Raw genomic sequence first — 17772 nt, 5'->3', positions numbered from 1 at the left:
AAAATGAGTCTGAAAGATAAAACACAATCCCTGTTTGCTGAGAAATTTGGCTACCCTGCCACCCACGTTATCCAGGCGCCTGGCCGCGTTAACCTGATCGGTGAACACACCGACTATAACGACGGTTTCGTGCTGCCGTGCGCCATCGATTACCAGACCGTCATCAGCTGCGCGAAGCGCGACGACCGTAAAGTCCGCGTGATTGCGGCAGATTACGGTAATGAGACGGACGAATTTTCCCTCGATGCCCCGATTGTGACGCACGACAGCCAGCAGTGGTCTAATTACGTGCGCGGCGTGGTGAAGCATCTGCAGAAGCGTAACAAGAACGTTGGCGGTGCGGATTTAGTGATCAGCGGCAACGTGCCGCAGGGTGCGGGCTTAAGCTCCTCTGCGTCTCTGGAAGTCGCCGTGGGAACCGTGTTCCAGCAGCTTTATCATCTGCCGCTGGATGGCGCGCAAATCGCCCTGAACGGTCAGGAAGCAGAAAACCAGTTCGTGGGCTGTAACTGCGGCATTATGGACCAGCTGATCTCCGCGCTGGGCAAAAAAGAGCATGCCCTGTTAATTGATTGCCGTTCCCTGGGTACCAAAGCCGTTCCCCTGCCAAAAGGCGCGGCCGTGGTGATTATCAACAGCAACTTCAAACGCACGCTGGTGGGCAGCGAGTACAACACCCGCCGCGAACAGTGCGAAACCGGCGCCCGCTTCTTCCAGCAGCCTGCCCTGCGCGACGTCACGCTCAATGAATTTAACAAAGTGGCGCATGAGCTGGATCCGATTGTCGCCAAACGCGTTCGTCACGTGCTGACGGAAAATGCCCGTACCGTTGAAGCCGCGTCCGCACTGGCGAAAGGCGATCTGAAACGCATGGGTGAGCTGATGGCGGAATCTCACGCCTCCATGCGCGATGATTTTGAAATCACCGTTCCGCAGATCGACACCCTGGTGGACATCGTCAAAGCCACCATTGGCGACAAAGGCGGCGTGCGCATGACGGGCGGCGGTTTTGGCGGCTGCATCGTTGCGCTGGTGCCTGAAGAGCTGGTCCCAGCCGTACAGGACGCCGTGGCGAAGCAGTACGAAGCAAAAACGGGTATCAAAGAAACCTTCTATGTTTGTAAAGCATCACAAGGAGCCGGACAGTGCTAAACGAAACACCTACCCTTGCACCGGATGGTCTGCCGTATCGCCTGTTAACCCTGCGCAACAGCGCGGGGATGGTCGTTACGCTGATGGACTGGGGTGCCACCCTTCTTTCTGCCCGCGTACCGATGCCGGACGGCAGCGTACGCGAGACTCTGCTCGGCTGCGCCTCGCCTGAGCAGTATATTAATCAGTCCGCCTATCTGGGCGCGTCCGTTGGGCGCTATGCTAACCGTATCGCGAAGAGCCGTTTTGAACTCGACGGCGTGCAGTACACCCTGCTGCCAAGCCAGGGTGAGAACCAGCTGCACGGCGGACCGGACGGGTTTGATAAACGCCGCTGGAAGATTGTTCGTCAAAACGACGGGGAAGTGCTGCTCTCGCTGGATTCACCTGATGGCGATCAGGGCTTCCCGGGGAACCTTATCGCCTCTGCGCGCTTTACGCTGACCGACGACAACCGTATCGCCATTGAATACCGTGCGACGATCGACAAGCCGTGTCCGGTCAACCTGACTAACCATGCGTACTTCAACCTGGACGGTAACCAGTGCGACGTGCGTCACCACAGGCTACAGATCCTGGCGGATGAATATCTGCCGGTTGATGAGATGGGTATTCCTTATCAGGGGCTGAAAGAGGTGGGCGGGACCAGCTTTGACTTCCGCAGCGTGAAAACTATCGCCCAGGATTTCCTGAGCGATGACGATCAGCGCAAGGTGAAAGGTTATGACCACGCTTTCCTGCTGCAGGCCAAAGGTGATGTGAAGCAACCTGCTGCACAGGTCTGGTCTGCGGATGAGAAGCTGCAGATGACGGTCTATACCACCGCCCCTGCCCTGCAGTTCTATTCAGGCAACTACCTCGGCGGCACGACGGCGCGCGAGCACGAGGAGTACAGCGACTGGCAAGGGCTGGCGCTGGAAAGCGAGTTCCTGCCCGACAGCCCGAATCATCCGGAATGGCCGCAGCCGGACTGCGTGCTGCGCCCCGGCGAAGAGTACGTGAGCGTCACAGAGTATCATTTCATTCCGCGCGCTTAATGCCCGGCGGCGCTACGCTTGCACGGGCCTACGGGTAGGCAGGATAAGCGAAGCGCCATCCGGCAAAAAATGCCAGCCCTCACAGCGAGGGCTTTTTTCTGCTCGTCTTGCTGAAAATACCGCCGATCGCAGACAAAATCATAACCCTGGATTCACAAGCATCTTACACTCAGAGACTATTTTCGCTATGGTTAGGGTTAAGCGTTGCTGCTGGCACGTCCACGGCAATATAATGAGAATTGTTATCATTCAATAAAGCTTATGAGGAGTACGATATGGCTGTAACTAAGCTGGTTCTGGTGCGCCACGGCGAAAGCCAGTGGAACAACGAAAACCGCTTCACCGGTTGGTACGACGTTGATCTGTCTGAGAAAGGCGTAAGCGAAGCCAAAGCGGCAGGTAAACTGCTGAAGGATGAAGGCTTCACCTTTGATTTTGCTTACACCTCTGTGCTGAAACGTGCCATCCACACCCTGTGGAACGTGCTGGACGAACTGGATCAGGCCTGGCTGCCGGTTGAGAAATCCTGGAAACTGAACGAGCGTCACTACGGTGCGCTGCAGGGTCTGAACAAAGCGGAAACCGCTGAGAAATATGGCGACGAGCAGGTTAAACAGTGGCGTCGCGGCTTCGCGGTAACCCCGCCTGAGCTGACCAAAGATGACGAGCGCTACCCGGGTCACGACCCACGTTACGCTAAACTGACCGACGCAGAACTGCCACAAACTGAAAGCCTGGCGCTGACCATCGACCGCGTTGTGCCATACTGGAATGAAACCATTCTGCCACGCCTGAAAAGCGGTGAGCGCGTGATCATCGCCGCTCACGGTAACTCCCTGCGTGCGCTGGTGAAATATCTGGACAACATGGGTGAAGACGAAATCCTCGAGCTGAACATCCCAACTGGCGTACCGCTGGTGTATGAGTTCGACGAAAACTTCAAGCCAATCAAACATTACTATCTGGGTAACGCGGATGAGATCGCAGCGAAAGCAGCGGCTGTCGCGAACCAGGGTAAAGCGAAGTAATTTTCGCAAGGCATAAAAAAAGCGCGGAGCCTTCCGCGCTTTTTTATTTGTGCCTGAGGACTCAGCCGCGACGCGCTTTTACCGCATTCGCCAGCTGACGCAGGATGGCGTCGGTATCGTCCCAGCCAATACAGGCATCGGTGACGCTCTTACCGTAAACCAGCGGTTCACTGCCTTCCAGATTCTGGTTACCTTCAACCAGATGGCTTTCAATCATCACCCCGATCACCGCTTTCTCACCGCTGGCGATCTGCTGGCAAACGTCTGCCCCCACTTCCATCTGCTTTTTAAACTGCTTGCTGGAGTTGGCGTGGCTGAAGTCGATCATCACCTGCGGCGACAGTCCGGCTTTTTCCAGCCCGACCTTCACTTCCGCGACATGTTTAGCGCTGTAGTTTGGCTCTTTGCCGCCTCGCAGAATGATATGGCAGTCGCCGTTACCGCTGGTGTTCACAATGGCGGAATGACCCCATTTGGTCACGGAGAGGAAGCAGTGTGGCGCGCCCGCTGCGTTGATGGCGTCGATAGCCACCTTAATGGTGCCGTCAGTGCCGTTTTTGAAGCCAACCGGACAAGAGAGACCGGACGCCAGCTCGCGATGAACCTGAGATTCCGTGGTGCGGGCACCAATTGCGCCCCAGCTCATCAGGTCTGCCAGGTATTGTGGCGTAATCATGTCCAGGAACTCACCCGCGGCAGGCAGGCCGCTGTCGTTGATTTCCAGCAGCAGCTTGCGGGCAATGCGCAGACCGTCGTTGATCTGGAAGCTGTTATCCATATGCGGATCGTTAATCAGCCCTTTCCAGCCCACGGTGGTGCGCGGTTTTTCAAAATAGACGCGCATCACGATTTCCAGCTCGCCTTTCAGCTCTTCACGCAGGGTGAGCAGACGGGCAGCATACTCTTTCGCGGCAGCAGGGTCGTGAATAGAGCACGGGCCAATCACCACCAGAAGACGATCGTCGCTGCCTTTCAGGATCTTGTGGATCGCTTTGCGGGCATGAGACACCGTATTTGCAGCATTTTCAGTGGCGGGGAATTTTTCAAGGAGTGCTACAGGAGGTAATAACTCATTGATCTCTTTAATGCGTAAATCGTCATTCTGATAATTCATCTTCTTTCCGGCCTTGCCATATCTTTAGTAGTGAAAGCAATGCTTTCAATCTAACTTGTCGGCCAGGAAGTGTAAACGGGCTTTTACACTTCACGCAGATAATTCCTGGAATTCGCCTAAAAATCGCCACAAAATAGCGAAAAATGAGATCTAACCTAAGCTTTTTAACTGTAACAACCATTTTTGTGTGATTAAACACGATTCCATACTGACGTAAGTCCGTATGCTGGTATCTTTCGCCTTTGAACAAGATGCACTGTTGGAGAATGTTATCCAGCGTAACGAAAAGAACAGGAGCAGCATGATGAAAATGACGAAACTGGCAACTCTCTTTCTGACCGCCACACTCACCCTGGCAAGCGGTAGCGTCCTGGCCGCTGACACGGGCTCATCAGACAGCAACGGCGATGCCAATGCAGCCGCCGCTGCAGGCCAGGTAGCCCCTGATGCTAAACAAAACATCGCGCCAAATAATGTCGATAACAGCCAAATCAATTCCGGAAATACCCAAACCGGCGGCACCATGCTACATCCCAATGGTACTGATTCCGGCACTATGAATCACGACGGCATGACCAAAGATGAAGTGCACAAAAACTCCATGTGTAAAGACGGCCGCTGTCCGGATCCAAATGACAAAGTCGGCAGTGATGCGGATACCAAAACTGACGGTACCACGCAGTAACGCTGAGTAATCTGAATAAAGGAGAGCGCGTGCTCTCCTTTTTTATTTAAGCTCTTAAAAACGCTACACTAAAAATAATAACAAATCAGGAAAGATGACATGGCGCACACACACTCCCCTTCCCCCACCTCCGGCGATGAAAATGCCAAACGGCTGCTGTTGGCGTTTGGCGTCACGGCAACGTTTATGGTTATCGAGGTCATTGGGGGGATAATCTCAGGTTCTCTGGCCCTGCTGGCAGATGCGGGACATATGCTTACCGATGCGGCAGCCCTGCTGTTTGCCCTGCTCGCCGTCCAGTTCTCACGCCGTCCACCCAATGCTCGCCACACGTTTGGCTGGCTCAGGCTCACTACGCTTGCCGCTTTCGTTAACGCGATTGCGCTAGTGGTGATAACCATCCTTATCGTCTGGGAAGCCGTTCAGCGCTTCAGACACCCACAGCCCGTCGCCGGAACCACCATGATGGTCATCGCAATAGCGGGCCTGATTGCCAATATTCTGGCGTTCTGGATTTTGCATCGCGGCAGCGGGGAAAAGAATCTCAATGTGCGTGCCGCGGCATTGCATGTTCTGGGGGATCTGCTCGGCTCCGTTGGGGCGATTGTGGCTGCGCTGATTATTCTCGGGACGGGATGGACACCCATCGACCCGATTCTTTCGGTGCTCGTCTCCTGTCTGGTGCTACGCAGCGCCTGGCGGCTGTTGAAAGAGAGCGTCAATGAGTTGCTGGAAGGTGCCCCCACGTCAATTGACATTGGTGAGCTGAGACGAAATCTGAGCCGCTCGATTCCGGAAGTGCGAAACGTCCACCACGTTCACGTGTGGCTGGTCGGAGAAAAGCCTGTCATGACGCTGCACGTTCAGGTGATCCCACCCCACGATCACGACGCGCTGCTCGAACGTATCCAGCATTTTCTGGAACGTCACTATGAGATTGCCCATTCGACGATCCAGATGGAGTATCAGCCCTGTAACGGGCCAGACTGCCACCTGAACGAGGCGCAGTCCGGCCATTCACATCATCACCATTAGTGGGAAAGCGCGCGAGAGCCTCGCTCACGCGCGCTGTTAATCCACATACGGCTGCCGTTCAGGGCAATGAAGGTTAGCAGCAGATATTCCAGCGACATGGCATAGACGCCCTGCAGGGCGAAAATCACCACGCTAATGACGTTGATGATGACCCACAGCAGCCAGTTCTCGACATATTTTCGGGTCATCAGGATCATCGCCGCAATCGACAGCACCATCATGCAGGAATCCCAGAACGGGAAGGCATCCGGCTGGAGTTCAGGCATCGTGACACTCAAACCGAGTCCGGACATGACCGAAACGGCAACGCGCGTCAGAAACGCAAACACCGGGTTGATATAAACGGTCATCAAACCAATAGCCGCCACGCAGGCGACAAGCCAGGCGATGGCTTTCGGCAACGGCAGCCAGCGGATCTGCAGCTCGGCTTCCTGCTGGCTGTTTTGACGCGACCACGCGTACCAGCCGTAAATATTGGCGGCAAAGAAAAACAGCTGCAAAAGCAGGCTGGCGTAGAGCTGGATCTGGAAGAAGATAATCGCAAACAGCGTGACGTTAATCAGCCCGAACGCGTAATTGCTGATCTTCTCCAGGCTCGCCAGCCAGATGCAGAGTAACCCCGCCAGCGTGCCAACGGCTTCAATCCATGACAGGTCATAGCCACCCGCACCAATCGGTATATGAACCAAAATGTTCTGCGTGCTAAAAAAATCCATCTTTTCCCCGGTTCTGAATAAATTAAGTACGTAGTGTAGCCGCAAAATCCAGCATGCGGTTAAGCGGAATTAACGCACCTTCTCGCAACGCCGCATCAACATGAATTTCATGCGCTGCCCCGCCCGTCTCGAGCCCTTCGGCAATCGCTTTCAGGCCGTTCATCGCCATCCACGGGCAGTGCGCACAGCTGCGGCACGTTGCCCCCTCGCCTGCGGTTGGCGCTTCGAGTAGCTCTTTTTCCGGCACCGCCTGCTGCATTTTGTAAAAGATACCGCGATCGGTAGCCACGATAAGCTGCTTGTGAGGCAGCGTTCTGGCCGCGTTGATAAGCTGGCTGGTTGAGCCAACCGCATCGGCCATATCGACAATCGACTGAGGCGACTCTGGATGCACCAGAATGGCCGCTTCCGGGTACAGCGCCTTCATACGCGTCAGCGCCTGAGTCTTAAATTCGTCGTGAACGATACACGCGCCCTGCCAGCAGAGAACATCTGCGCCGGTTTGCTTCTGAACGTAGTTACCGAGATGGCGGTCAGGCGCCCAGATAATTTTCTCACCCAGGCTATCCAGATGTTCAATCAGTTCAACGGCGATGCTGGAGGTCACCACCCAGTCTGCGCGGGCTTTTACCGCCGCAGACGTATTGGCATAGACCACCACGGTGCGGTCAGGATGGGCATCGCAGAACGCGGTGAATTCCTCAACAGGGCAGCCGAGATCGAGCGAACACTCTGCGTTGAGCGTCGGCATCAGAATGGTTTTTTCAGGGCTGAGAATTTTTGCCGTTTCACCCATAAAGCGCACGCCAGCAACCAGCAGCGTGGAAGCGGGATGTTTGGCACCGAAGCGTGCCATCTCCAGTGAGTCAGAAATACACCCGCCGGTCTCTTCCGCCAGCTGCTGGATTTCCGGGTCGGTGTAGTAATGGGCCACCATTACTGCATCTCGTTCTTTGAGAAGACGCTTGATCTTCTCGCGATAGAATTGCTTTTCATCCAGGCTCAGCGGTACAGGCTTTGGCGGAAACGGATAGATTGCGGCTTCGGGATCAAACATCACACTCATTATGGCTTCTCGTTTTACTGGCTTAACAATATTGCCTTTATTTTGCGCAACATAGCAAAACGGTCGGCAATTGTGTTTTGTATACTAAACAAGATAGCGAATTTGAGAAGAAAAGTCACCGGGTATAGGTGCGGTTAGCATTTGTCGGGTGGCGGCTTCGCCTTACACGACCTACAAGAGAGGATTCTGAAACGCCAGATAGCAAAAAAGCGCCTTTAGGGCGCTTTTTTACATTGGTGGGTCGTGCAGGATTCGAACCTGCGACCAATTGATTAAAAGTCAACTGCTCTACCAACTGAGCTAACGACCCCTTGCGGGATTTTTTCTTCGAAGTGGTGGGTCGTGCAGGATTCGAACCTGCGACCAATTGATTAAAAGTCAACTGCTCTACCAACTGAGCTAACGACCCATTCGGGTGCTGACTTCGAAGATTTTTACTCGGTACCACCGGAAAGTGGTGGGTCGTGCAGGATGACTCGGCTTCGCCTTGCCCTTCGGGCCGTTGCTAAAGCAACGTTATCCTTCACGTTTAATATCTCAGTAAGATATTAAAATTGGTGGGTCGTGCAGGATTCGAACCTGCGACCAATTGATTAAAAGTCAACTGCTCTACCAACTGAGCTAACGACCCGAGTGGTGGGTGATGACGGGCTCGAACCGCCGACCCCCTCCGTGTAAAGGAGATGCTCTACCAACTGAGCTAATCACCCACTCTGTACTACTGGTTTTGCGTTAAGTGGTGGGTCGTGCAGGATTCGAACCTGCGACCAATTGATTAAAAGTCAACTGCTCTACCAACTGAGCTAACGACCCACTTTTACGCTGTTTTCACGTTGTTTGATATCCCGTGGCAACGGCGGCATATATTACTGATTTAAGAATTCTGCGCAACAAAAATTTCGATGAAGATCACTTAACTGCTTACGAATCATGCGGCACGACCAGAAATAACACGATTTCTGGTCATGCGATAATCATCCCATCGAACTCAGACGTTTTTGCGCCTGTTTGGCACCTTCGGTACCCGGGAATTTTGTGACAACCTGCTGATACACCGCTTTGGCCTTCGCAGTGTCACCTTTGTCCTGCATGATCACGCCGACCTTATACATCGCATCCGGCGCTTTTGGCGATTTCGGGTAATTTTTCACCACTGAGGCAAAATAAAACGCCGCATCGTCCTTTTTACCCTTGTTGTAATTCAGCTGACCGAGCCAGTAGTTCGCATTTGGCTGGTAAGTGGAATCAGGGTACTTCTTCACGAAGTTCTGAAACGCAACGATAGCGTCGTCCTGGCGAGATTTGTCCTGTACCAGGGCGATAGCCGCGTTGTAGTCAGTATTCGCGTCACCGCTCTGTACAGGCGCGCCTGAAGAGGCTGGCGCATCTGCTGTCGGAGCAGGTGTCGCTGTCGCCGCACCGCTTTGGTCGCCCGCAGCTGGCTGTGCTGCTGCACCACCGCTACTCAGGCTATCCATCTGCAGTAAGATCTGCTTCTGGCGTTCCACAACCTGGTTCAACTGATACTGGCTTTCCTGGATCTGGCCGCGGAGAGAGTCAATATCATTTTGGTTATCGGAAAGCTGCTGCTGGAGTTGGGTTAAAAGCTGACTGTGAGCGTTAGAAATACGCTCGAGTTGAGTGACCCGGTCTTCTACCGAGCCTGAGCCGACACTACTGATTGGTGCCTGAGCAAAAGCGGCCCAGGGGGCCGCTATTCCAACCAGTAACGACAGACTCATGAGATGATGTCTGAAGTTACTGCTCATGCCATTCTCTTAGTAAACCAGTACGGCACGACGGTTTTTGGAGTAAGCCGCTTCGTCGTGACCCAGTACTGCAGGTTTTTCTTTACCGTAAGAAACGATGGAGATCTGGTCAGCAGAAACGCCTTTACCCTGCAGGTACATTTTAACAGCGTTAGCACGACGTTCACCCAGGGAGATGTTGTACTCTGGAGTACCACGTTCGTCCGCGTGACCTTCTACGGTGACTTTGTAAGACGGGTTGCTACGCAGGAAGTTTGCGTGAGCATCCAGCATCGCAGCGAAATCAGAACGGATGTCGTATTTATCCAGATCGAAGTAAACGATGTTGTTCTGCTGCAGCTGCTGCATCTGAAGACGCGCTTGCTCTTCAGAAGACATGTTGCCATTGCCGTTAGCGTCCATACCGGTGCCGGCACCCATCATGCCTTCACCGCTCTGGTCATTGCTTGCGTTCTTGTTAGAAGAACACGCTGCGATTGCCATTACAGGCAGAGCGATCATCAGCCCCTTCAGCACTTTGTTCAGTTGCATTTCTAAGATTCCTTTAGTAATCAATTAATTATTATTTACAGATACGGCGACCAGGCAGGTGATTTTACCTGTCCATCAGTTGCCGGAATACGCGCTTTGAAACGCCCATCTGTAGAAACCAGATTCAGCACAGATCCCATCCCCTGAGAAGAGCTGTAGATTACCATCGTGCCGTTAGGTGCCAGACTTGGCGTTTCATCCAGGAACGTTGACGAGAGAACTTGCACGCCACCCGTTACCAGATCTTGTTTGGCAATGTGCTGCTGACCACCCGCAGAACTGACCATTACCATCGTTTTACCATCGGCACTGACGTCAGCATCCTGGTTCTGAGAACCTTCCCAGGTAATACGCTGCGGCGCTCCGCCGTTGATATTCACTTTATAAACTTGTGGGCGACCGGCCTGGTCGGACGTGAAGGCCAGGTTCTGGCTGTCCGGGAACCAGGTTGGTTCGGTGTTGTTGCTACGGCCATCCGTCACCTGACGAATCTGACCAGAACCGATGTCCATCACGTACAGGTTCAGGCTACCGGTTTTAGACAGGGCAAAGGCCAGCTTTGAGCCATCCGGAGAGAACGCAGGCGCACCGTTGTGACGTGGGAACGACGCAACCTGACGCACGGCACCATTAGACAGCGTCTGGATAACCAGCGCAGAACGACCGCTTTCGAAGGTTACGTAGGCCAGTTTGGAACCGTCAGGAGACCACGCCGGAGACATCAGCGGCTGTGGAGAACGGTGAACGGTGAACTGGTTGTAGCCATCGTAGTCAGAAACGCGCAGCTCATACGGGAACTGACCGCCGTTGGTCTGAACCACGTAAGCGATACGAGTACGGAATGCACCTTTAATACCGGTCAGCTTCTCAAACACTTCGTCACTTGCGGTGTGGCCCGCATAGCGCAGCCACTGCTTGTTCACTTTATAAGTGTTCTGAGCCAGAACGGTACCTGGCGCACCGCCGGTATCGACCAGCTGATAAGCCACGTTGTAGCCACCGTCTGGGGCAGGCGTTACCTGACCGACCACGACCGCATCAATACCCAGCGCAGACCACGCCGCAGGCTGTACTTCCTGCGCGGTGCCCGGCTGTTGTGGCAGGCGAGAACGATCTAATGGGTTGAATTTGCCGCTGTTACGCAGGTCAGCGGCTACAATGCCGCCGATGTCTTCAGGCGCCGCACCCGGGCCAGCCCACTGGAACGGAACAACGCCGATTGGGCGCGCCGAGTCCACCCCCTGGGTGATCTCGATACGTACTTCTGCATGCAGCACAGCTGCCCACAGCATTAAAAAACTAAATGCTACACGTAATGCCTGCTTCATCATATCTCCCTTATCTGGGTAACCTTACCCACGATAATTTAGCAGAATGTTAACAAACTCAAATAGACAAAACTACCTGAACCCTGTGACTAAACCTGGTCTATTTTCCCCCGTTTGCACGGGGAAAATGTAACTTAAGGTTTGAAGTCCAGTGGCGCATTTTTAAAGACTTCATACACGGCCTGAGAAGGCGGTTTTGGCATCTTCGCCTGACGCGCTGCAGCCAGTGCAGCAGTACATAAGGCTGGATCGCCACCTTCAGACTGAATATCGAGCAGCATCCCATCCGGCGCCAGTTTTATACGCAGCGTACACGTTTTACCGGTGTAGGAAGACGCATCATAAAATCGGCTTTCGATAGCGGATTTAATCTGCGCGGCATAACCGTTGATTTCAGCGCCTGATGCACCGTTACTCTTAGTGTTACCACTTCCAGACGGCGCTGCGTTGTTTCCTTTCGCTCCGCCACCCGTTTTCGGTGCATTCTTACCTGAACTGAGATCGCCCAGCAGATCGTCAACGCCTGCAGCAGCGGCTGCTTTTTCAGCGGCAGCAGCCTTTTTCGCAGCGGCTTTTTCGGCGGCTGCTTTCTTATCGGCAGCGGCCTTCGCGGCTGCAGCTTTTTTATCGGCTGCGGCTTTTTCTGCGGCGGCCGCTTTTTCAGCTGCGGCTTTCTCGGCAGCAGCCGCTTTCTTCGCCGCCTCGGCAGCAGCTTTCTTCTCTGCTTCCTGAGCGGCTTTCTTCGCGGCTTCCGCTTCAGCTTTCTTCTGAGCATCAGCAGCGGCTTTCTTAGCGGCTTCCGCTTCAGCTTTCTTCTGAGCATCGGCAGCTGCTTTCTTCGCGGCTTCCGCTTCAGCTTTCTTCTGAGCGTCAGCAGCGGCTTTCTTCGCAGCGTCTGCGGCTAATTTAGCCTGCGCATCTGCCTGTGCTTTCGCATCCGCAGCGGCTTTGGCCGCAGCCTCCTCCGCCTGTTTCTGCTGTTCTTGCGCTTTCTTCGCTGCGGCTTCAGCCTGTTTCTGCTGCTCAGCCTGCTCTTTCGCCGCGTCCTGCGCCTGCAAACGCTCTTTCTCAAGCTGCTTCAGACGCTCCTGCTCCGCGGCCTGCTTTTCACGCAGTTCTTCCGCTTGCTGTTGCGCCTGTTTTTCACGCTGCTCTTCAGCACGTTTTGCGCTCGCCTGCTGCTGTTGCTGACGATTATAGTTCTGCACTACCGCACCGGGATCCACCATGACGGCATCGATGGAAGACCCCCCACCGCCGCCAGCTGATGCATCAATGTGCTCGTCGAACGAACTCCAGATCAGCGCTGCAAAAAGAATAACGTGCAGTACTGCGGAGACGATTATCGCTCGCTTAAGCTTGTCGTTCTGTTCGGTTGCCTTTGACACTATCGGTTCCCAAAAACTACGCAGATGATCAAATAGGCTGAGTCATTAAGCCAACAGACTTAACGCCCGCACTATGTAGCAAGTTCAGCGCTTTAATAATTTCATCGTAAGGCACGTCTTTCGCGCCACCGATTAAGAAGACCGTTTTCGGATTTGACTCCAGGCGTCGTTGCGCTTCAGCAATAACCTGCTCGGGCGGCAGTTGATCCATACGATCTTTCTCGACCACGACGCTGTACTGCCCTACACCGGAAACCTCAATGATGACCGGAGGATCGTCATTGGTGCTTACCGCCTGTGATTCTGTCGCATCCGGCAGATCCACTTCCACACTCTGGGTAATGATGGGCGCTGTCGCCATAAAGATCAGCAGCAGTACCAGCAGTACGTCCAGCAGTGGAACGATATTGATTTCGGACTTGAGCTCGCGACGACCTCGTCCACGCGATCTGGCCATGGTTTACCCCTTGTTGCTCTCGGTACTGGTAAACGCCTGACGGTGCAGAATCGCGGTGAACTCTTCCATAAAGTTGTCGTAGTTCAGTTCCAGTTTGTTCACGCGCTGGTTCAGACGGTTGTAAGCCATAACCGCCGGGATTGCCGCAAACAGACCGATAGCGGTCGCAATCAGTGCTTCAGCGATACCCGGCGCAACCATCTGCAACGTCGCCTGCTTCACCGCGCCTAACGCGATAAAGGCGTGCATGATCCCCCACACGGTACCAAACAGACCGATATACGGGCTAATGGAACCCACAGTGCCGAGGAACGGAATGTGCGTCTCAAGGGTTTCCAGTTCGCGATTCATGGAAATGCGCATCGCACGCGACGCACCTTCTACTACCGCTTCCGGCGCGTGGTTATTCGCGCGGTGTAAGCGGGCAAACTCTTTGAATCCGCTATAGAAAATTTGTTCGGAGCCTGAAAGATTATCACGGCGCCCCTGGCTTTCCTGGTACAGACGAGAAAGTTCGATACCCGACCAGAACTTGTCTTCAAACGCTTCGGCTTCACGGCCAGCGGCATTAAGAATACGCGTTCTCTGGATAATGATGGCCCAGGATGCGATTGAAAAACCAATCAAAATCAACATGATAAGTTTAACCAGAAGGCTAGCCTTCAGGAACAAATCAAGGATATTCATGTCAGTCACTGCTTAAACTCCGCGACAATAGACTTAGGAAGCGCACGAGGCTTCATTATGGTTGGATCAACACAGACAATCAGTACTTCAGCTGAGTTCAGTACGGTGTTCTCTGCATTGACTATCCGCTGCGTGAAAACCAGTGAGGTTCCGCGCATTGATGTAATTTCAGTTTGGACTTCGAGCATATCGTCGAGTCTGGCAGGCGCAAAATACTCAAGCGTCATCTTGCGTACCACGAAGGCAACTCGCTCAGCCAACAGCACCTGTTGACTAAAGTGATGATGGCGCAGCATCTCTGTGCGTGCCCGTTCATAAAAAGCAACGTAGCTGGCGTGGTAGACCACACCACCGGCATCGGTATCTTCGTAGTAGACACGAACCGGCCATCGAAACAGCGTTGTATTCACTTTACATCCCAGTAAAACATGAAAAGTTGGGGCTTTCAAACTTCGCTACTATACGCGCGGGAATGATGGTTTGGAATGGGAGAAAGTAAACGGAGAGTAAATTTTTATGGGCTCGGGTAAGCCCATATCGTTATAGGACATTTCTTATTCAGAAGAAGAAGAAAATCAGACCAGCAAGGAGAACCAAATCGGCAATCAGCGGGCAGAAAATTCCCTGCCAGTGAACGGCTTTCGGACGAAAGCCCACGCCGTGAATGACCCCTGCGCACACCGCCCACATGATGAGGAAGCCGTGCCAGATCTCAAGTTCGCTGGTCTTTGCCGCGAAGCGCGACGGGTCCCAGAAGATGCAGCCCGCCAGCAGTAATGCCATCACTAAAGAAAGCGCCCGTAACGGGCGCTTGTCCATTACCGCATATAACGTTGCGATAATATTCATTAGTGTTTTTCTTCACCCGCTTTGGTCGCTTCGACGTGCTCAAGCGCCAGGGCAGTGATGACACCAAATGCACAGGCAAGAAGCGTCCCTAAAATCCATGCGAAATACCACATATTCAGCTCCTTACTTAGTACATTGAGTGGGTGTTGCTTTCGATATGTTCTTTGGTGATACGACCGAACATTTTCCAGTAACACCAGGCGGTGTAGAGCAGAATAATCGGTACGAACACGCAGGCAACATAGGTCATCAGGTTCAGCGTCAGCTGGCTGGAGGTTGCATCCCACATGGTCAGGCTAGCATTCATCATCGTGCTGGATGGCATGACGAATGGGAACATCGCAATACCTGCCGTCAGGATGATGCACGCCAGTGTCAGTGAAGAGAACACGAACGCCAGAGCGCCTTTTTCCAGACGAGAGGTCAGCACGGTCAACAGTGGCAACAGTACGCCCAGCGCCGGGATAGCCCACAGAGCAGGGGTATTGTTGAAGTTCACCATCCAGGCACCCGCCTGACGCGCGACTTCTTTCGTCAGCGGGTTAGACGGCGCAACATGGTTGATCGCAGACGTCACCACGTAACCATCGATACCGTACACCACCCACACACCGGCCAGAGCGAAGCAAACCAGAGTAACCAGCGCCGCAACCTGAGCCGTTGCACGGGAACGCAGGTGCAGTTCACCCACGGTACGCATCTGCAGATAGGTCGCGCCCTGAGTAATGATCATCGCCACGCTAACAACACCTGCCAGCAGACCAAACGGATTCAGCAGCTGGAAGAAGTTACCGGTGTAGTAAAGACGCATATATTCATCGATGTGGAACGGTACGCCCTGCAACAGGTTACCGAATGCCACGCCAATCACCAGAGGCGGAACAAAGCTACCGATGAAGATGCCCCAGTCCCACATGTTACGCCAGCGGGTATCTTCAATCTTGGAACGGTAGTCGAAGCCTACCGGACGGAAGAATAAAGACGCCAGTACCAGAATCATCGCCACGTAGAAGCCGGAGAACGCAGCCGCGTAGACCATCGGCCAGGCAGCGAACAGCGCGCCACCTGCGGTGATCAGCCACACCTGGTTACCGTCCCAGTGAGGGGCGATGGAGTTGATCATGATTCGACGCTCGGTGTCATTACGACCGAGGAAACGGGTAAGCATCCCTACCCCCATGTCGAAACCATCAGTGACCGCAAAACCGATCAGCAGAACGCCAATCAACAGCCACCAGATAAAACGCAATACTTCATAATCGATCATTTGATGACTCCTGTCTTAGCGTGCCGGCTGAGTAGTCGCAGTGGACTGCTCGTAGTGATAGCGACCGGTTTTCAGGCTGCTTGGGCCAAGGCGCGCGAACTTGAACATCAGGAACAGTTCAGCCACCAGGAACAGGGTGTACAGACCGCAAATCAGCAGCATGGAGAAGATCAGGTCACCCGCCGTCAGGGAGGAGTTCGCTACTGCCGTCGGCAGCACCTCACCGATTGCCCATGGCTGACGGCCATACTCCGCAACAAACCAACCGGATTCGATAGCAATCCATGGCAGTGGAATACCGTACAGCGCGGTGCGCAGCAGCCATTTTTTCTCACCGATACGGTTGCGAATCACGGACCAGAAGGACGCCGCGATAATCAGCAGCATGATGATGCCGCAGCCCACCATGATACGGAACGCGAAGTACAGCGGTGCAACGCGTGGAATCGAGTCTTTGGTTGCCATCTGGATTTGCGCTTCCGTTGCGTCGGAGACGTTCGGGGTATAGCGTTTCAGCAGCAGGCCGTAACCCAGGTCTTTCTTCACGTCGTTAAACTGATCGCGAACGGCCTGATCGGTTGAACCGGCGCGCAGCTGTTCCAGCAGCGAGTAGGCTTTCATACCGTTACGGATACGCTCTTCGTGCTGCACCATCAGATCTTTCAGGCCAGTCACCTGTTTGTCGACGGAGCGCGTAGCGATGATGCCCAGAGCATAAGGAATCTGAATGGCGAAACGGTTTTCCTGTGCTTCCTGATCGGGAACACCGAACAGGGTAAATGCCGCCGGAGCCGGTTGGGTTTCCCATTCTGCTTCAATAGCGGCCAGCTTGGTTTTCTGCACGTCGCCCATTTCGTAACCGGATTCATCACCCAGAACAATAACAGACAGAATTGCCGCCATACCGAAGCTTGCTGCGATAGCAAAGGAGCGTTTTGCGAAAGCGAAGTCGCGACCGCGCAGCATGTAGTAAGAGCTGATGCCCAGTACGAACATCGCACCGCACACATAGCCAGAAGCCACGGTGTGAACGAATTTAACCTGAGCAACCGGGTTCAGGACCAGCTCAGCAAAGCTGACCATCTCCATGCGCATGGTTTCGAAGTTGAAATCAGATGCGATTGGGTTCTGCATCCAGCCGTTCGCCACCAGGATCCACAGCGCGGACAGGTTAGAGCCTAATGCCACCAGCCAGGTTACCGCCATATGCTGGACTTTACCCAGACGGTCCCAACCGAAGAAGAACAGACCTACAAAGGTGGATTCGAGGAAGAAGGCCATCAGACCTTCAATGGCCAGCGGCGCACCGAAGATATCCCCTACATAGTGGGAATAGTAAGACCAGTTAGTCCCGAACTGGAACTCCATGGTCAGACCGGTTGCCACGCCCAGTGCAAAGTTGATACCAAACAACTTGCCCCAGAACTTGGTCATATCTTTATAAATCTGTTTGCCAGAGAGGACGTAAACCGTTTCCATGATGGCCAGCAGGAACGCCATACCGAGCGTCAGCGGCACAAACAGGAAGTGGTACATCGCGGTCAAGGCAAACTGTAAGCGCGACAGTTCGACTACGTCTAACATTATGACTCCTTGCTCATCGCATGAAGACTCCGAGAGTGAACCCCGTCAGAGAGAGATCCACACGCATGCCCCAATACAA

19 protein-coding genes and 5 tRNA genes are annotated in these 17772 nt (G+C 53.8%); 5 read left to right on the top strand and 19 right to left on the bottom strand.

Features of this window, described 5'->3' with window-relative positions:
* Nucleotides 1-3: 3 nt before the first annotated feature.
* The 3 genes from galK (at nt 4) to gpmA (ending at nt 3217) form a co-directional block, all read left to right on the top strand.
* Nucleotides 4-1152: a galactokinase gene (gene galK, locus HV355_RS15975; RefSeq protein ID WP_089598928.1), complete on the top strand. Its 1149-nt coding sequence runs from the start codon at nt 4-6 to the stop codon at nt 1150-1152.
* A complete protein-coding gene (gene galM / locus HV355_RS15970) occupies nt 1146-2189 on the top strand; it encodes a galactose-1-epimerase (RefSeq protein ID WP_182402597.1) in 1044 nt (347 codons plus the stop codon). The genes galK and galM overlap by 7 nt, the downstream gene beginning before the upstream one ends.
* A 275-nt stretch (nt 2190-2464) precedes the next feature.
* Nucleotides 2465-3217 (top strand): 2,3-diphosphoglycerate-dependent phosphoglycerate mutase, encoded by a 753-nt coding sequence (gpmA, locus tag HV355_RS15965; RefSeq protein ID WP_089598926.1) that lies wholly within the window; start codon nt 2465-2467, stop codon nt 3215-3217.
* 61 nt (nt 3218-3278) lie between these two features.
* Here gpmA and aroG read toward each other — a convergent pair whose 3' ends face one another.
* Complete coding sequence (gene aroG, locus HV355_RS15960; protein WP_010428756.1) at nt 3279-4331, bottom strand: 3-deoxy-7-phosphoheptulonate synthase AroG; 1053 nt, start codon at nt 4329-4331, stop codon at nt 3279-3281.
* Nucleotides 4332-4635: 304 nt separating this feature from the next.
* Here aroG and HV355_RS15955 point away from each other — a divergent pair, with 304 nt between their 5' ends.
* A complete protein-coding gene (locus HV355_RS15955) occupies nt 4636-5016 on the top strand; it encodes a YbgS-like family protein (protein ID WP_029485008.1) in 381 nt (126 codons plus the stop codon).
* Between the two features lie 99 nt (nt 5017-5115).
* Nucleotides 5116-6051 (top strand): CDF family zinc transporter ZitB, encoded by a 936-nt coding sequence (zitB, locus tag HV355_RS15950; protein WP_182402595.1) that lies wholly within the window; start codon nt 5116-5118, stop codon nt 6049-6051.
* Here the strand turns inward: zitB and pnuC are convergent.
* From pnuC to cydA, 18 genes are all read right to left on the bottom strand, one after another.
* Nucleotides 6048-6767 carry a nicotinamide riboside transporter PnuC gene (gene pnuC, locus HV355_RS15945; RefSeq protein ID WP_010428749.1) on the bottom strand — a complete coding sequence of 240 codons (720 nt, stop codon included), beginning with the start codon at nt 6765-6767 and terminating at the stop codon, nt 6048-6050. The two genes, zitB and pnuC, sit on opposite strands and share 4 nt — an antisense overlap.
* 22 nt (nt 6768-6789) lie before the next feature.
* Complete coding sequence (gene nadA, locus HV355_RS15940; protein WP_182402593.1) at nt 6790-7833, bottom strand: quinolinate synthase NadA; 1044 nt, start codon at nt 7831-7833, stop codon at nt 6790-6792.
* 234 nt (nt 7834-8067) lie between these two features.
* A tRNA-Lys gene (locus tag HV355_RS15935) sits at nt 8068-8143 on the bottom strand.
* Between the two features lie 23 nt (nt 8144-8166).
* Nucleotides 8167-8242: transfer RNA gene (locus tag HV355_RS15930), tRNA-Lys, on the bottom strand.
* Between the two features lie 146 nt (nt 8243-8388).
* Nucleotides 8389-8464 (bottom strand) — tRNA-Lys (locus tag HV355_RS15925).
* Between the two features lie 3 nt (nt 8465-8467).
* Nucleotides 8468-8543: transfer RNA gene (locus tag HV355_RS15920), tRNA-Val, on the bottom strand.
* A gap of 27 nt (nt 8544-8570) precedes the next feature.
* Nucleotides 8571-8646: transfer RNA gene (locus HV355_RS15915), tRNA-Lys, on the bottom strand.
* Between the two features lie 161 nt (nt 8647-8807).
* Complete coding sequence (gene cpoB / locus HV355_RS15910; protein WP_100165267.1) at nt 8808-9602, bottom strand: cell division protein CpoB; 795 nt, start codon at nt 9600-9602, stop codon at nt 8808-8810.
* Between the two features lie 9 nt (nt 9603-9611).
* The gene (gene pal / locus HV355_RS15905; protein ID WP_003858578.1) at nt 9612-10133 is read right to left on the bottom strand and encodes a peptidoglycan-associated lipoprotein Pal; all 522 of its coding nucleotides are present in this window, start codon (nt 10131-10133) and stop codon (nt 9612-9614) included.
* Nucleotides 10134-10168: 35 nt separating this feature from the next.
* Nucleotides 10169-11461 carry a Tol-Pal system beta propeller repeat protein TolB gene (gene tolB, locus HV355_RS15900; protein WP_089598921.1) on the bottom strand — a complete coding sequence of 431 codons (1293 nt, stop codon included), beginning with the start codon at nt 11459-11461 and terminating at the stop codon, nt 10169-10171.
* A 134-nt stretch (nt 11462-11595) separates the two neighbouring features.
* Complete coding sequence (tolA, locus tag HV355_RS15895) at nt 11596-12849, bottom strand: cell envelope integrity protein TolA (protein ID WP_100165268.1); 1254 nt, start codon at nt 12847-12849, stop codon at nt 11596-11598.
* 28 nt (nt 12850-12877) lie between these two features.
* Complete coding sequence (gene tolR, locus HV355_RS15890; protein ID WP_003858589.1) at nt 12878-13306, bottom strand: colicin uptake protein TolR; 429 nt, start codon at nt 13304-13306, stop codon at nt 12878-12880.
* A 3-nt stretch (nt 13307-13309) separates the two neighbouring features.
* Nucleotides 13310-14002 (bottom strand): Tol-Pal system protein TolQ, encoded by a 693-nt coding sequence (tolQ, locus tag HV355_RS15885; RefSeq protein ID WP_089598919.1) that lies wholly within the window; start codon nt 14000-14002, stop codon nt 13310-13312.
* Nucleotides 13999-14403: a tol-pal system-associated acyl-CoA thioesterase gene (gene ybgC / locus HV355_RS15880; protein WP_003858593.1), complete on the bottom strand. Its 405-nt coding sequence runs from the start codon at nt 14401-14403 to the stop codon at nt 13999-14001. Before ybgC ends, tolQ begins: the two co-directional genes overlap by 4 nt.
* A gap of 148 nt (nt 14404-14551) precedes the next feature.
* On the bottom strand, nt 14552-14842 hold the full coding sequence (ybgE, locus tag HV355_RS15875; RefSeq protein WP_010428735.1) for a cyd operon protein YbgE: 291 nt from the start codon (nt 14840-14842) through the stop codon (nt 14552-14554).
* Nucleotides 14842-14955, bottom strand: coding sequence for a cytochrome bd-I oxidase subunit CydX (gene cydX / locus HV355_RS15870; RefSeq protein ID WP_003858598.1), 114 nt, complete (start codon nt 14953-14955; stop codon nt 14842-14844). The genes ybgE and cydX overlap by 1 nt, the downstream gene beginning before the upstream one ends.
* Nucleotides 14956-14969: 14 nt before the next feature.
* Nucleotides 14970-16109 (bottom strand): cytochrome d ubiquinol oxidase subunit II, encoded by a 1140-nt coding sequence (gene cydB, locus HV355_RS15865; protein ID WP_010428732.1) that lies wholly within the window; start codon nt 16107-16109, stop codon nt 14970-14972.
* 15 nt (nt 16110-16124) lie between these two features.
* Entirely contained in the window at nt 16125-17693 is a 1569-nt protein-coding gene (gene cydA, locus HV355_RS15860) for a cytochrome ubiquinol oxidase subunit I (RefSeq protein ID WP_108415875.1), read from the bottom strand.
* Between the last annotated feature and the right edge of the window lie 79 nt (nt 17694-17772).

Origin of the sequence: Enterobacter sp. RHBSTW-01064 (assembly GCF_014103035.1) — a bacterium.
Taxonomy (GTDB): Bacteria; Pseudomonadota; Gammaproteobacteria; order Enterobacterales; family Enterobacteriaceae; genus Enterobacter; species Enterobacter mori.
The sequence above is the reverse complement of the archived record's forward strand: the minus strand, read 5'-3'. Positions and strand labels throughout refer to the sequence as shown.

What these genes read in the sequence shown, in the direction of transcription:
- galK (WP_089598928.1), top strand. Translation starts at nt 4, where the DNA reads ATGAGTCTGAAAGATAAAACACAATCCCTGTTTGCTGAGAAATTTGGC.
- gpmA (WP_089598926.1), top strand. Translation starts at nt 2,465, where the DNA reads ATGGCTGTAACTAAGCTGGTTCTGGTGCGCCACGGCGAAAGCCAGTGG.
- aroG (WP_010428756.1), bottom strand. Translation starts at nt 4,331, where the DNA reads ATGAATTATCAGAATGACGATTTACGCATTAAAGAGATCAATGAGTTA.
- HV355_RS15955 (WP_029485008.1), top strand. Translation starts at nt 4,636, where the DNA reads ATGAAAATGACGAAACTGGCAACTCTCTTTCTGACCGCCACACTCACC.
- zitB (WP_182402595.1), top strand. Translation starts at nt 5,116, where the DNA reads ATGGCGCACACACACTCCCCTTCCCCCACCTCCGGCGATGAAAATGCC.
- pnuC (WP_010428749.1), bottom strand. Translation starts at nt 6,767, where the DNA reads ATGGATTTTTTTAGCACGCAGAACATTTTGGTTCATATACCGATTGGT.
- nadA (WP_182402593.1), bottom strand. Translation starts at nt 7,833, where the DNA reads ATGAGTGTGATGTTTGATCCCGAAGCCGCAATCTATCCGTTTCCGCCA.
- cpoB (WP_100165267.1), bottom strand. Translation starts at nt 9,602, where the DNA reads ATGAGCAGTAACTTCAGACATCATCTCATGAGTCTGTCGTTACTGGTT.
- pal (WP_003858578.1), bottom strand. Translation starts at nt 10,133, where the DNA reads ATGCAACTGAACAAAGTGCTGAAGGGGCTGATGATCGCTCTGCCTGTA.
- tolB (WP_089598921.1), bottom strand. Translation starts at nt 11,461, where the DNA reads ATGAAGCAGGCATTACGTGTAGCATTTAGTTTTTTAATGCTGTGGGCA.
- tolR (WP_003858589.1), bottom strand. Translation starts at nt 13,306, where the DNA reads ATGGCCAGATCGCGTGGACGAGGTCGTCGCGAGCTCAAGTCCGAAATC.
- ybgE (WP_010428735.1), bottom strand. Translation starts at nt 14,842, where the DNA reads ATGAATATTATCGCAACGTTATATGCGGTAATGGACAAGCGCCCGTTA.
- cydX (WP_003858598.1), bottom strand. Translation starts at nt 14,955, where the DNA reads ATGTGGTATTTCGCATGGATTTTAGGGACGCTTCTTGCCTGTGCATTT.
- cydB (WP_010428732.1), bottom strand. Translation starts at nt 16,109, where the DNA reads ATGATCGATTATGAAGTATTGCGTTTTATCTGGTGGCTGTTGATTGGC.
- cydA (WP_108415875.1), bottom strand. Translation starts at nt 17,693, where the DNA reads ATGTTAGACGTAGTCGAACTGTCGCGCTTACAGTTTGCCTTGACCGCG.